The organism is Streptomyces sp. NPDC005963 (assembly GCF_040638655.1).
Taxonomy (GTDB): Bacteria; Actinomycetota; Actinomycetes; order Streptomycetales; family Streptomycetaceae; genus Streptomyces.
This window is the reverse complement of record NZ_JBEXVD010000017.1, coordinates 71118-84589: the sequence shown is the minus strand read 5'-3', so window position 1 is coordinate 84589 and position 13472 is coordinate 71118. Positions and strand designations below refer to the sequence as shown.

13 protein-coding genes are annotated in these 13472 nt (G+C 70.2%); 8 read left to right on the top strand and 5 right to left on the bottom strand.

Features of this window, described 5'->3' with window-relative positions; genetic code table 11:
• The first annotated feature begins 169 nt into the window (after nt 1-169).
• Complete coding sequence (locus tag ABZ348_RS22275) at nt 170-958, top strand: S16 family serine protease (RefSeq protein ID WP_358935620.1); 789 nt, start codon at nt 170-172, stop codon at nt 956-958.
• On the opposite strand, the gene ABZ348_RS22270 is transcribed toward ABZ348_RS22275, so the two are convergent.
• From ABZ348_RS22270 to ABZ348_RS22260, 3 genes are all read right to left on the bottom strand, one after another.
• Nucleotides 888-2279: an MFS transporter gene (locus ABZ348_RS22270; RefSeq protein WP_358935618.1), complete on the bottom strand. Its 1392-nt coding sequence runs from the start codon at nt 2277-2279 to the stop codon at nt 888-890. The genes ABZ348_RS22275 and ABZ348_RS22270 overlap by 71 nt on opposite strands.
• On the bottom strand, nt 2276-2947 hold the full coding sequence (locus ABZ348_RS22265) for a winged helix-turn-helix domain-containing protein (protein ID WP_358935616.1): 672 nt from the start codon (nt 2945-2947) through the stop codon (nt 2276-2278). Before ABZ348_RS22265 ends, ABZ348_RS22270 begins: the two co-directional genes overlap by 4 nt.
• Nucleotides 2948-3028: 81 nt before the next feature.
• On the bottom strand, nt 3029-3547 hold the full coding sequence (locus tag ABZ348_RS22260; protein WP_358935614.1) for an Lrp/AsnC family transcriptional regulator: 519 nt from the start codon (nt 3545-3547) through the stop codon (nt 3029-3031).
• A gap of 133 nt (nt 3548-3680) precedes the next feature.
• Here ABZ348_RS22260 and hppD point away from each other — a divergent pair, with 133 nt between their 5' ends.
• The 5 genes from hppD (at nt 3681) to ABZ348_RS22235 (ending at nt 8979) form a co-directional block, all read left to right on the top strand.
• Complete coding sequence (gene hppD / locus ABZ348_RS22255; protein ID WP_358935612.1) at nt 3681-4826, top strand: 4-hydroxyphenylpyruvate dioxygenase; 1146 nt, start codon at nt 3681-3683, stop codon at nt 4824-4826.
• A gap of 170 nt (nt 4827-4996) precedes the next feature.
• Nucleotides 4997-5779: a response regulator transcription factor gene (locus ABZ348_RS22250; protein ID WP_358935737.1), complete on the top strand. Its 783-nt coding sequence runs from the start codon at nt 4997-4999 to the stop codon at nt 5777-5779.
• Nucleotides 5772-7718 (top strand): HAMP domain-containing sensor histidine kinase, encoded by a 1947-nt coding sequence (locus ABZ348_RS22245; protein WP_358935610.1) that lies wholly within the window; start codon nt 5772-5774, stop codon nt 7716-7718. Before ABZ348_RS22250 ends, ABZ348_RS22245 begins: the two co-directional genes overlap by 8 nt.
• Before the next feature lie 139 nt (nt 7719-7857).
• Nucleotides 7858-8250, top strand: coding sequence for a hypothetical protein (locus ABZ348_RS22240; protein WP_358935608.1), 393 nt, complete (start codon nt 7858-7860; stop codon nt 8248-8250).
• Nucleotides 8251-8328: 78 nt separating this feature from the next.
• Nucleotides 8329-8979 (top strand): class F sortase, encoded by a 651-nt coding sequence (locus ABZ348_RS22235; protein ID WP_358935606.1) that lies wholly within the window; start codon nt 8329-8331, stop codon nt 8977-8979.
• Nucleotides 8980-9020: 41 nt separating this feature from the next.
• On the opposite strand, the gene ABZ348_RS22230 is transcribed toward ABZ348_RS22235, so the two are convergent.
• Nucleotides 9021-10691 (bottom strand): tetratricopeptide repeat protein, encoded by a 1671-nt coding sequence (locus ABZ348_RS22230; protein WP_358935604.1) that lies wholly within the window; start codon nt 10689-10691, stop codon nt 9021-9023.
• Nucleotides 10692-10799: 108 nt separating this feature from the next.
• On the opposite strand from ABZ348_RS22230, the gene ABZ348_RS22225 reads away from it, so the two are divergent.
• Complete coding sequence (locus ABZ348_RS22225) at nt 10800-12167, top strand: FAD-linked oxidase C-terminal domain-containing protein (RefSeq protein WP_358935602.1); 1368 nt, start codon at nt 10800-10802, stop codon at nt 12165-12167.
• Between the two features lie 172 nt (nt 12168-12339).
• Nucleotides 12340-12717 carry a VOC family protein gene (locus ABZ348_RS22220; protein WP_358935600.1) on the top strand — a complete coding sequence of 126 codons (378 nt, stop codon included), beginning with the start codon at nt 12340-12342 and terminating at the stop codon, nt 12715-12717.
• 89 nt (nt 12718-12806) lie between these two features.
• On the opposite strand, the gene ABZ348_RS22215 is transcribed toward ABZ348_RS22220, so the two are convergent.
• Entirely contained in the window at nt 12807-13313 is a 507-nt protein-coding gene (locus tag ABZ348_RS22215) for an SsgA family sporulation/cell division regulator (protein ID WP_358935598.1), read from the bottom strand.
• Nucleotides 13314-13472 lie beyond the last annotated feature (159 nt).

The following is a 13472-nucleotide window of genomic DNA, read 5'->3' as shown; positions in this document are numbered from 1 at the left end:
TCTCGCCCTCGACCTCTTCTTCTCTGATCATCGGTCCTCCATCTCCCGCCCGGCCCGGGCGTCCGATCCCGGCCGGGCACACTCCGGTGAGCAGAGCGGTACGCACGGTGGGCACGGGCGGGTGCGGGTACGGTCCCGGCACCCCGCCCGGCCCGGATAGATTGGGCCGGTGCTCTCCCGTCTCTCGCGCACGCGCGCCCTCATCCTCAGCGCCGTTCCCCTCCTGGCCCTCTTCGCCGTGGTCGGGTTCGCGCCGTTGCCGTACGTCATCGCGCAGCCAGGGGACACCGCGAACGTGTTGGGCACGCACAAGGGCACGCCCGTCATCTCCATCAGCGGCGCCCCGGTCCGTACCCCCGAGGGCGCCTTGCGGATGACCACCATCCTCGCCACCGGCCCGTCCGCCGACATCGGCGTCGGGGACGTGGTCGACGGCTGGTTCCGCACCGACCGTTCCGTGCTGCCGAGGGACTCTGTCTATCCCAGCGGCAAGTCCACCCAGGAAGTCACCGAGCGGAATCTGGAGGACATGACGGATTCCCAGCACGACGCCACCTTGGCCGCACTCTCCTATCTGGACGAGGACCCCGCGAAGGTCAAGGTCACCCTCCGGCTCGCCGACATCGGCGGACCCAGTGCCGGACTGCTGTTCTCGCTGGGCATCGTCGACAAGCTCGACGGCAACGGCGAGGGCGGCGACCTCACCGGAGGACGCAGCATCGCCGGTACGGGCACGATCAGCCCCACCGGCAAGGTCGGACAGGTCGGCGGGGTCTCCCTGAAGACCCAGGCCGCAGCCCGGGACGGCGCGACCGTCTTCCTCGTACCGGAGGGGGAGTGCTCGGACGCCCAGGCCGAGCAGCCCAAGGGGATGCGGCTGATCCCGGTCACTTCGCTCCAGGACGCCGTGGAGTCCCTGCGCGCGTTGGACGACGGGGGGAAGGTGCCGTCCTGCTGAGCGCAGCGGCGGGAACGGAGTTCAACTGCCGCCAGGACGGGAACACCGCCGGCGACAGATTCGCAGCGAAGTAGATCCCTCCGAGCACCCACAGGGTCGTCACCAGCCCCATCTCTTCGATGAGGAGGCCGGCCGCGAGCCCGCCGAGGGGCGTGGTCATCAGCGCTCCGGCGACCGTGACACCGGCGACCCTGCTGCGCAGCGCGTCCGGGACCCGCTCGAACACGACCGTGGTGAGGATCGGGTTGATCATTCCGGCACCGATTCCGCCGGCCGCCAGGATCACGGCCAGCGGTACGGTTCCGTCGGTGAGTGCGGCCCCCGCGAACTTCGGCAACCCGGCGATCATGAATGCCACGGTGAACACCACCCGCCGCGGGAACCGCTCGCCGACCGCCCCGTACAGCAGCGCCCCGAGCAGGGCGCAACCGGCGAACAGGGCGACCAACATCCCCAGTTCACCGGCGCCGCCCAGGTTCTCCTTGGCGTGCACGGGCAGGAGGACCGCGCTCCACGCCTGGTCGAGGCCGTTGGTGAGCATCACCATCAGGGTCATGCCCAGCAGCAGGCGATCGCGCAGGAGGAAGGCGTACCCCTCACGGAGCTCTCCGGTGTAGGTGCGCAGCGAGACGGGCCGGGTGTCCTTGCGGGGTTCGGCCGCGGCCACGTTCCGTACGCCGAAGAAGATCAGCAGGGCAGAGCCGGCGAAGGTCAGGGCGTCGATGAGGAGCACGGCCTCCGCGCCGGTGAGCGCGATCAGTACGCCCGCGAGTGCGGCACCGGCCATGCGTGCGCCGCGCGACACGGCGTCGAAGAGGCTCGCGGCCCGGGCGATCGGGGTGCCCGCCAGGGTGGAGAGTTGGGGCAGGAGGACGTTGCGCGCGGTTTCCCCGGGGGCGTGGAAGAGGCCGGTCATCGCCATCAGGGCGCACAGCATCCAGAAGTGCAGCAGGTCCGCGTAGTGGAGTAAGGGGATCGCCGCGACGGAGACCGCACAGACGGAGTCGGAGATGATGCTGATCCGGCGGCGGCCCGTGCGGTCGATGATCGGTCCGCCGGCGATCGCGGAGACCACGACGGGCAGGGTGGCGCAGAAGGCGACCAGACCGGCTTTGGCGGGACTGCCGGTGGTCTCCAGGGCGAACCAGGGAACGCCGACCAGGGTGAGCGAATTGCCGGTGATGGAGACCGCGTTGGCCGCCAGTACATGGACGAGCGGGCCGCGCCGGGGCGGATCGGCCGAAACCGTTTCAGGAGCTTCTGGTGGTGCTGGGACTTCGGGTGTTTCAGGTGTTTCGGCCGAGGTCTCTCCGGCGGTCATGGTGGGGTCCCTTCCGTCGTCGACTCGGGGGCGCGGGAAGCGCGGGTCGCCCGGGGGAAGGCGTGGAGGTGGATGCGCACCTGCGCGGACCGGTCGGCATCCGTCGCGCTGGGTCCTGTGCCTTCCGTTCCTTTCTCGGCCGCGCCCTCGGGCTCACGGTCCCGGTAGCTCTCGATCAGTGCATGGACCTTCCGGTTGAGCTCCCTGGCCGTCTCCGCCGTCAGCCGGAGGGTGAAGTCGCTGAGGTCGGACGCCCGACGCCACTCCTCGGGCCAGCCGTCCGCGGTGTCGAGCCAGGTGGTGACCTCTTCCGCGTGCTGCGCCGCGACCTCCTGGATGAACAGGCCCGCGGCTCCCCTGACGGCCGGGTCCTCGCTGTGGAACATCGAGTGGTCGATGCTCGTGCCCTCGGCGGACGCCCGCCACCAGCGTTCGCGTCCCTTGCCGAGGTCCGGGGCGTCCTCGACGAAGCCGTGGGCCGCAAGTTGGCGCAGGTGGTAGCTGGTGGCGCCGCTGGACTCGCTGAGTGATTGGGCCAGTTGGGATGCGGTGGCGGGCCCGTCGTGGCGCAACGCGGTGAGGAGCCGCAGCCGCAGGGGGTGGGCGATGCCCCGCAGGGAGCGGGGGTCGAGGGGGCGGTAGCGGGGATCCGGCTGCGGCTCGTGCATGAGGCAAAGGTAAGGTTGCAAATAAAGCTTTGCAAGGATTCCTTTGCATCACTCCGCCATTACGGATCGATAGGGGATGTCCTAGGAGAGGGGCTCTTCCGTCCGGTCCTGTTTGCCGGTGCCCCACCTTCGTCCCTCTCGGGCCGCCTGTTCCACCAGCGGGATGATCCTCAGCGGCACCGGGTTCTCCATCACGATCGCCGTGGACGCCCGCATGATCCCCTCGAAGCCGACCACGCGGTCGATCACCCGCTGGAGATCGGCGTTAGACCGCGCCACCAGCCGACACAGCATGTCGCCCTGCCCGGTGGTCGTGTGCAGTTCCAAAACCTCCGGAACGGTGGCCAGATGCGCCCGTACGTCCGCCCCCTGCCCCTGCTTGATCTCCAGCGTGGCGAAGGCCGTCACCGGATACCCCAGCGCGGCCGGGTCGACATCGGGCCCGAATCCGCGCAGCACACCCTGGGTGCGCAGCCGGTCGAGCCGCGCCTGTACGGTCCCCCGCGCGACGCCCAGCCGGCGCGACGCCTCCAGGACGCCGATGCGCGGCTCGCGCGCCAGCAGCACGATCAGCCGGCCGTCCAAATGATCGATCGCCACACTGCACTCCCATGGGGCCTTTGGGTGGTCATCCTGTACAGAAAGCCGCACCATCGTGGACCCTGGTGGTACAGATTGCCTAGCGTTGTGACGAACTATTGCGCACCTTGTGGAGCGAGAGGAGTCTGTGGCTATGACTGAGACCATCGATCACCAGCCGACAACCGCGCGCGAGGTCGACCCCTTCCCGGTGAAGGGCATGGATGCGGTCGTCTTCGCCGTGGGCAACGCCAAGCAGGCCGCCCACTACTACTCCACGGCCTTCGGCATGAAGCTCGTCGCCTACTCCGGACCGGAGAACGGCAGCCGGGAGACCGCGAGTTACGTGCTGGAGAACGGTGCCGCACGGTTCGTCCTGACCTCCGTCATCAAGGAGGCGACCGAGTGGGGCCGCTTCCTGTCCGAACACGTCGCCGAGCACGGTGACGGCGTCGTCGACCTCGCGATCGAGGTGCCGGACGCCCGGGCCGCGTACGCGTACGCCACCGAGCACGGCGCCCGCGGCGTCACCGAGCCGTACGAGGTGACGGACGAGCACGGCACGGTGGTGCTCGCCGCCATCGCCACCTACGGCCAGACCCGGCACACCCTGGTCGAGCGCTCCCGCTACGAAGGCCCCTATCTGCCCGGTTTCGTCGCCGCCGCGCCGATCGTGGAGCCCCCCGCGAAGAGGACCTTCCAGGCCATCGACCACTGCGTCGGCAATGTCGAACTCGGCCGGATGAACGAGTGGGTGGCCTTCTACAACAAGGTCATGGGCTTCACCAACATGAAGGAGTTCGTCGGCGACGACATCGCCACCGAGTACTCCGCGCTGATGTCGAAGGTCGTAGCCGACGGCACGCTGAAGGTGAAGTTCCCCATCAACGAGCCGGCGATCGCGAAGAAGAAGTCGCAGATCGACGAGTATCTGGAGTTCTACGGCGGCGCCGGGGTCCAGCACATCGCACTCGCCACCAACGACATCGTGGCGACCGTGCGCTCCATGCGCGCCGCGGGGGTCCAGTTCCTCGACACCCCCGACTCGTACTACGACACCCTCGGAGAGTGGGCCGGGGAGACGAGGGTCCCCGTCGAGACCCTGCGCGAGTTGAAGATCCTCGTCGACCGGGACGAGGACGGCTATCTGCTCCAGATCTTCACCAAGCCGGTCCAGGACCGGCCGACGGTCTTCTTCGAGATGATCGAACGCCACGGCTCGATGGGCTTCGGCAAGGGCAACTTCAAGGCCCTGTTCGAGGCCATCGAGCGCGAGCAGGAGAAGCGCGGCAACCTCTGACGACCACGGGCGATCCCCGACGGTCTGACGATCACCGGTGGGGCGCGCTCGGTGCGCCTTTGGCTCGGACACGATCCGGTACGACACCGGGTGGGCGGGACCTGCGAGGGTCCCGCCCACCGTTCCGTTCGGGGACCGTGCATACGATCGACGCTGTGTGCGCACAGGTGATGATCGCTGAGGACGACGAGAAGCAGGCCGAGTTGGTCCGCCGCTATCTCGAACGGGAAGGGCACTGTGCGACCGTCGTGCGCGACGGGCGTGCCGCCATCGAACTGGTCCGCCGACAGCCGCCCGACCTGCTGATCCTCGATGTGATGATGCCCAAGTGCGACGGTCTCGACGTACTGCGCATCCTGCGGGCCGAGGGCTTCGACCTGCTGGTCCTGATGCTCACCGCCCGTTCCACCGAGGACGATCTACTGCTGGGGCTGGACCTCGGGGCGGACGACTACATGACCAAGCCGTACAGCCCACGCGAGTTGATGGCACGGGTGCGGACGCTGCTGCGCCGCACCCGGGTGCCGGATGCCGCCGAACCCGAACCCGAGCCCGCGGCGGCCCTGACCGTGGGCGCGCTGGCGGTCGATCCCGAGCGGCACGAGGTCACCGTCGAGGGTGAGTACGTCGAGTGCACGCCGGGGGAGTTCCGCATCCTGGCCGCGATGGCCGCCGAGCCCGGTCGGGTCTTCACCCGGCAACAACTGCTGGAGCAACTGCACGGGTTCACCCGCTACATCGGCGACCGGACGGTTGACGTCCACATCATGAACCTGCGGAAGAAGATCGAACCCGAGCCCCGGCGGCCCCAACGGCTGGTCACCGTCTTCGGTGTGGGATACAAACTGTCCGCCCCCAAGCCGCCGACCGCCTCACGGGCCCGTACGAGCACCGCCGCACCCGAGCGGCCCCGATCCCCTGTACGGCGCTCGCGGGGAGTGCGCGATGCCTAGGCGCCCCGCGCGCGAGGGCCGCAGCAGAGTGCCCCTGCGCAAGAGCCTCTTCGGGCGGCTGCTCGCCGTCTCCTCCCTGGTCGCAGCCTGCTCGGTCGCCGCGACCGCCTGGCTCGCCGTCCAGAGCACCTCCGGCGCCATCAAGGAGCAGCAGGGCCAGAACCTCACCGATGACACCCACATCTACGACACCCTGCTCGAATACGCCGCCACCCATCCACGGTGGAACGACGTCGGGAAGACGGTCCGGGAACTGGCCGCCAAGTACGACCGCCGGATCGTGCTCACCACCGAGAACCGACAGCCCATCGCCGACTCCGTCGAAACCTCCGTCCAACCGGCCGAGCTACCCATCCGGAACGCGGCCGTCCTTAATCCGCTCGCCGCCGATACCGCACTCGCCACCAGGAGGACCGGATCGGGCCGGGCCGACGGTATCGACCACCGGGCCGTCGGCCCCTTCCGGTTGACGGTGGCCGAGAGCGAGCATTTGGGGAAGATCGCCAAGCGGATCGTGCGCTGTCTGTCCGACATCGGCGTGGCCGCGGACGTGGTCCCCACCCCCAGCGGACGCCCGAGCGTCGAGGTGGTGGGCCAGGACGGCGAAGACATCCAGGGCATTCGCTGCGCGTTCGTCGGACTCGACGAGTTGGACACCCTCACCCGTACGGAACGGGTGGCGCTCGCCGCACTCAACGAACTGGCCACGCAGTGCCTCAAGGGCAAGGGCCACGGCCCGGTGAACATCGGTCTCGACCTCTCCTGGCAGCGCGGTTCGAAGGACATCCTGTTCAAGACGCGTATGCCCGTGATCACCATCGCGTCCCCCATGCCGAGTCCACCAGGACACAGGGAGAGCACCGCGGACCGTGACACCGCCACCTGTGTGAACACCGCACGCAAACAGCAACTCCGCGCCTATGTCTCACCGCCCGCGCTCCTCTTCATCGACGACCCGGTGGGAGCCGAACCGCCCGGCTTCGACCTGTCACCGGCCAACACCGTCAAGATCGCGGGCGTCGCGGCCCTCGTGCTCGCGCTGACCGTGGGCGCCACCGTGCTCGCCGCCATGCGTCTGGTGAGGCCGCTCGCGGCACTGACCGGTGCCGCACAGCGGATGAAGGACGGCGAGCGGACCGCGCCCGTCCCCGTCACCACGGACGACGAGATCGGACGACTGGCCGTCGCCTTCAACGACATGACGGCCCATCGCGCCCTGCTCGAAGCCCAACGCCGGGCGATGGTGAGCGACGTCGCCCATGAACTGCGCACTCCGCTGAGCAACATCCGCGGCTGGCTGGAAGGCGCCCAGGACGGAATCGCCGACCTCGATCCGGCGTTCGTCTCCTCGCTGCTCGAAGAGGCGGTACAGCTCCAGCACATCATCGACGACCTCCAGGACCTCGCGGAGGCCGACGCCGGAGCGCTGAGGCTGCACCCCGTGCCCGTACGGATCGACGAACTGCTCGGCCAGGTCGCCGCCGCCCACCACGCGCGGGCCGAATCGGAAGGCGTCACCCTGCACGTGCGCGTGGACGCGAACGCCCCGACGCTGCTCGCCGACCCCGTGCGGTTGCGCCAGGCCGTCGGCAACCTGGTCTCCAACGCCGTGCGCCACACACCGGGCGGCGGCTCGGTCACCCTTCGGGCGCGCGGCGTCGACGGCCGGTTGGACGTGTCGGTCAGCGACACCGGCGCCGGCATCCCGGCGGCGGACCTGCCCCATGTGTTCGACCGGTTCTGGCGTGCGGAGAAGTCCCGCAACCGCAGGACCGGAGGCAGCGGCCTCGGGCTCGCGATCGTACGGAAGCTGGCCGAGGCCCACGGCGGCACGGTCGACGCACGGAGCCGGGTGGGCGAGGGCTCCACCTTCACCCTGCACCTTCCGACCACCACCGACCCGGTGGAAGCCCCTGATCCCCGGACCACAGCGATCTGACAGGTTCTTCACATCTCCGGTCCAGCCTTGCGGACATACCGGAGCACCCCCGAAGCCCGGCGCGGCCGACCGGGCTTCGGGTCACCGCCCCCAGGCGGCCCCGGTGCTCACGCAATGAACTGGAACGGAGCCCATGTCTATGTCGTCCCCCCGCCTGTCCCTGCGCGCCCTCGCCGTCATCACCACGGCGGCCGGCGCCCTGCTGGCCCCCGCAGCCGTGGCCGTGGCCGACTCCAGCCCCACGCCGGTCGTCTCCCTGGACGCCACCGTCAAGCCGTCGCCTTCGGAGAAGGTCAAGCGCGTCCTCATCGACCGGGCCGGCACGACCGACGGTCGGCCCGGCGCCGACAAGGCCACGCGCCCCGCGGTCATGCCGCGCGGCGGTGTCGCCGCAGGTGAGAAGCCCACCGCAGCGGCCGGCAGCGACAGCGGTGTGAACGTGCCGCTGCTGGCGGCCTCCACCGGCCTGCTCCTCGCCGGCGCGGGCATCGTCGTGATCCGCCGCCGCAATGCCGCAGACGGCCAGGTCTGAGACCCCCGGCAACCCTCCTCCCGCAGTGGCACCGGCCGTCCGGTGCCACTGCGGTCCCACGTCCTCCACGGAGCCGTCATGATCAGCGCACTCTCCCGCCGCCGCAGCGCCCCGGCCCTCACGGCACTCCTCGCCGCCCTCACGCTCCTGGCCGCGGCCGGCTGCTCGGGCGGTCGGTCACCGGAGCCGAAGGAGACCAAGCAGCCGAAGCAGACGACGCAGCCGAAGCAGCCGGAAGGGGCGGCGCAGACCGTACCGCCAGCCTCACCCGTAACGGGCGGGAAGACCGCGGACCCGGTCAGCGTCACGATCCCCTCGATCGGCGTCGACAGCGAATTGATGCGGCTCGGGCTCAACGGCGACGGCACGGTGGAGGTCCCACCCGCCGACCGGGGGATGACGGCGGGTTGGTACACGGGCGGGTCCGTGCCGGGTGACCCCGGAGCCTCGGTGATCATCGGCCACAACGAGACCAAGTCGGGCCCCGCGGTCTTCGAACACCTCGGAAAGCTCCGCAAGGGCGCCGAGATCGCCGTACGCACCGCCGCGGGAACCACCAACCGCTTCACCGTCACCGGGACCGAGTCGGTGAGGAAGAAGGCGTTCCCGACGAAGAAGGTCTACGGCCCGACGAACGGCCGCGAACTACGGCTGATCACCTGCTCCGGCGCCTACGACAGCGAAGGCCACACGGTCGACAACCTCATCGTCTACGCGACCCTGAGCTGAACCGCGCCCGGCCACCCGGACGCTGGAGGCGCCCGCACCCGCTACGGGGAGCCGGAACGCCCCGCCCCACCCGACCCCGTCGACTGGCCCGAAGTGGCGGGAACCGGCCGGGCCGCCGGCTGCGGCTTGACCGGCTCGGCGGGCTTGACGGGTTCGGCGGGCTTGATCGGCTCGGCCGGCTTCGCGGCCTGTGGGGGCGCGGCCCCCGACGCCGCCCCCCGCCCCTGACCCGCCGGTGCTCCGCCCCCCGGATGCACAGTCCCCGCCTTCGGCTTGGGCTTCACCACCATCCCCTCCTTCCCCGTCACCTTCCGCGGCCCACCGGGCGGCGGTTGCCCCAGCGCGTCGAGCGCGTCCCGCGCCGCCGGCGCCAGCAGCGGCGAGAAGCGGGGATTGGTCCGCAGCGCCTGACCGATGTACCGACGGGCCGGCCCGTACCGCTGCAAAGCCCGCTCGATCTCCCCCCGGTGATAGGCGAACAGCGCACTGCGCATCCCCTCACCCGTCGCCTTCTTCGCGTACGGTAGGGCCTCCTTCACCCGGCCCGCCCGAAACAGCGCCCATCCGAGGGCGTCCGCCACCTGGACGCTGCGCCGCCCCTCGTCCCACTCGGCCTGCAACAACTCGACCGCTTCCTCGGGGTCGCCGTGGTCGGCCTCGTACCGACCCACCACCAACTCCTCGTTCCGGCCGCCCGCCGTCGCCTTCCGCGCCAACTCGCCCACCAGCGCGTACTGGGTGTCGGCATCGCCGTCCAGGCCCAGCGACTCGTTCAACTCGCCCGCCTCCAGCGCGTACTCCGCAAGCGGTCGCTTCGCCAGCGCCGACTGGTAGTCGCGCAACGCCTCTTCGGTGCGGCCCAGCGCGGCCAGCGCCCGCCCGCGCGCCGCCAGCGAAGGGTGGTGGTCGGGGGCCAGCCGCAGCGCCAGGTCGTACCGCTTGACCGCCTCCAGCGGCTCGCCCCGCTCCCAGGCCAGTTCCCCCAGCGCGTACAGCGCCGCCGCCTTCTCCGCGGCGCCGACCGCGCTGCCCACCGCGTCCTCGGCATGGGCCGCCGCGTCCTCCCGCCACCCCCGGTCCCGATAGACCCGGGCAGTGACGACCCGCACCGGAGACCCCGCGTACAACTCGTGCAGCGTCTCCAACGCCTTGCCGACCGACTTGTAGTCGCCCAGTCCGCCGTACGCCTCGATCAGCACCGGGTAGACCGTCCAGCGCCGCGGCTTCTGCTTCTGTGCCTGCCGGGCCCAGTCGCGGGCCGTGGCGTGGTCCTGCCGGGCGTTCGCGAGGACCGCCAGTCCGAGGAGCGCCTCGGTGTTGCCCGCGTCGGCGGACACGATCTCCAGCGACCGCTCCAGCACCTCCTCCGCCTCGGGCAGCGCACCCCAGTCGGCGAGCCGTACGGCCCGCTCGGTCTGCGCGGTTCCCAGCACCGCCCAGGACTCCTCGTCCCGCGGGTGCTTGCGCAGCCACCCCGTACGCTCGGCGATCAGCGCATCGAGGTCCGCCACCGCGGCAGGCGCGCCCGCCGCCGCCGCGATCCGGGCCCGGGCCACCGGCCCCGGAGCCGGCGGCGGTGCGTCGCCCCCGCCGACCGCCATGGCGCACACTCCGCCGACCAGGGCGGCGGCGACCATCGCACCGACGACCGCATTGCGCCGACGCTCACCACCACCACGGCTGAAACCGCACTCACTGGACGAACCGCTCATGACGTTCACTCTGCGTCAGCGGTCGGTCTATACGAAGAACGCTCCCCGCCGTGTGAGTCGGAAGGCGTACGGGTTCACACCGATGGCCCCGGGTGCGACGCTGGCAGCATGGACGATCTCCTAGAACGGCTGCACGCCGGGCTCCCCGCCGAGGCCCTGATCAGCGACCCGGACATCATGGCCTTCTACAGCCGGGATATGGCGAGCTTCTGCGACGCCGGGCTGCCGGCCGTCGTCGTCCTGCCGCGCACCGTCGAACAGGTCCAGCACGTGATGCGCACGGCCACCGCCCTGCGCGTCCCCGTCGTCCCGCAGGGCGCCCGCACCGGCCTCTCCGGCGCGGCCAACGCCTCCGACGGCTGCATCGTCCTCTCGCTCGTCAAGATGGACCGCATCCTGGAGATCAGCCCCGTCGACCGGATCGCCGTCGTCGAACCGGGAGTGATCAACGCCGTCCTCTCCCGCGAGGTCAACAAGCACGGCCTGCACTATCCGCCCGACCCCTCCAGTTGGGAGACCTGCACCATCGGCGGCAACATCGGCACCGCGTCCGGCGGGCTGTGCTGCGTCAAGTACGGGGTGACCGCCGAATACGTACTGGGCCTCGACGTCGTCCTCGCGGACGGACGCCTCCTGACCACCGGCCGCCGCACCGCCAAGGGAGTGGCCGGCTACGACCTCACCCGACTGTTCGTCGGCTCCGAAGGGAGCCTCGGCATCGTCGTCCGTGCGGTGCTCGCCCTCAAGCCCAAGCCTCCCCAGCAACTGGTGCTCGCGGCCGAGTTCGACTCGGCAGCCGCGGCCTGTGCCGCCGTCTGCGCGATCATGGAGGGCGGCCACACCCCCTCACTGCTGGAACTGATGGACGGCACGACCGTACGGGCCGTCAACAAGCTCGCCCACATGGGTCTGCCGGAGACCACGGAAGCCCTCCTGCTCGCCGCCTTCGACACCCCTGACCCGACCGCCGACCTGGCCGTGGTCGCCGAGGTGTGCCGCGCCCACGGCGCCACCGAAGTCGTCCCCGCCGACACCCCCGCCGAGTCGGAACTGCTCCTCCAGGCCCGCAGGATCTCCCTCAACGCTCTGGAGGCCGTCCGGACGGCCACCATGATCGACGACGTGTGCGTCCCGCGCTCCCAGTTGGGCGCCATGCTCGACGGCACGGCGGCCATCGCCCAGAAGTACGACCTGACCATCGGCGTCTGCGCCCACGCGGGCGACGGCAACACCCACCCCGTGGTCTGCTTCGACCACGCCGACCCGGACGAGTCCCGCCGGGCCCGCGAGTCCTTCGACGAGATCATGGCCCTCGGCCTCTCCCTCGGCGGCACGATCACCGGGGAACACGGCGTCGGGGTGCTGAAGAGGGAATGGCTCGCCCGGGAACTCGGCCCGGTGGGCGTGGAGTTGCAGCAGGGCATCAAGCGGACGTTCGATCCGCTGGGCATCCTCAATCCCGGCAAGGTCTTCTGAGCCAACCGGCCTGAATTCGACTCGTCCGTCAGACCGGTGGGGGGAGCCGACCGGGGTCCTACGACGGATGCCCCCGCACCTCCACCCTTGGCCCGATGCCCCGGCACGGCATGTCTTCCTACGGTGAAGTCACCAAGCACCAGAGCTCTTTGGAGCCCTTCAGGGAGGACCCATGCCCGCTCGTCTCGACCACACCATCGTCCATGTCTCCGACCGCTTCGCCGGCGCCCGCTTCCTCTCCGAACTCCTCGACGGCCCCGAACCCGTGGTGAACGGCCCCTTCGTCGCCGTCACCCTGGAGGGCGGGGTGACCCTCGACTACCTCGACGAGCGCGAGGGCCCCCAGCCCTCGCAGCACCTGGCCTTCCGGGTCTCCGAAGAGGAGTTCGAAGGCATCTTCGCCAGGGTCGTCGAGCGGCGGCTCACCTACTGGGCCGATCCGGCCCGGCAGACACCGGGGGAGACCTTCCGCCGCCACGACGGCCGTGGGCTGTACCTCGACGACCCCGACGGACATCTGCTGGAGTTCCTGACGTCGGACACCCCGTAGGTCGTGCCGTCGAAGTCCCGACCGCCCGGTACGGACCATCCGGGCGGAACACGGCACTTCGACGGCACTCCCCGGCGCGGGACCGGTCGTCAGCAGCCATCGCCGTCCTGGGCATCATCCAGCGGTCCCGGAGCGTCCTTGCCGCCCGCCGGATGGTGCCCCCGGGCCCACAGCCCGTCCGCACGCCGTGGCGCGAGCAGATCGGCCAGGGCGGCGTCCATCCCCAACTGCCCCGACTCCGTCCCGGGCGGCACCAGCCGAAGGGTCCGCTCCACCCAGGCGGACACCACCGAGGCCGACGCCTCAAGGAGTGCGTCCCCGTCGGGCGAGCTCAGCGCGATCAGTACGACGTTGCGACTGTCCACCTTGGTCGGCCAGATCCGCACGTCCCCGTGCCCACACGGCCTGAACACCCCTTCCACCAGCAACTCACGGGCGAACGTCCACTTCACCGGGTTCTCCGACCCGATGTGGAAGGTCACGTGGACGGCAAAGGGATCATCCGACCGGTAGCTCAGCAGCGCGGGCACCAGGATGCTCCGCTCCGGCGACAGCACCAGTTTCAACTCAAGCTCGCGTTCCACCATCGAGTGCATAGCAACGGCCCTCTTCTCTTCTGTGTCCCGTCCGTACGACTCCGTGTGTGCACGTATACGTACGGGCGACCCTGTTTTGAGGCCCTTGGGTGAGCCCTGTGAGAAGAGAGCGACAGGTCACACGACTATGACGCGACTTTCGGTAAGAACTTTCTGTGT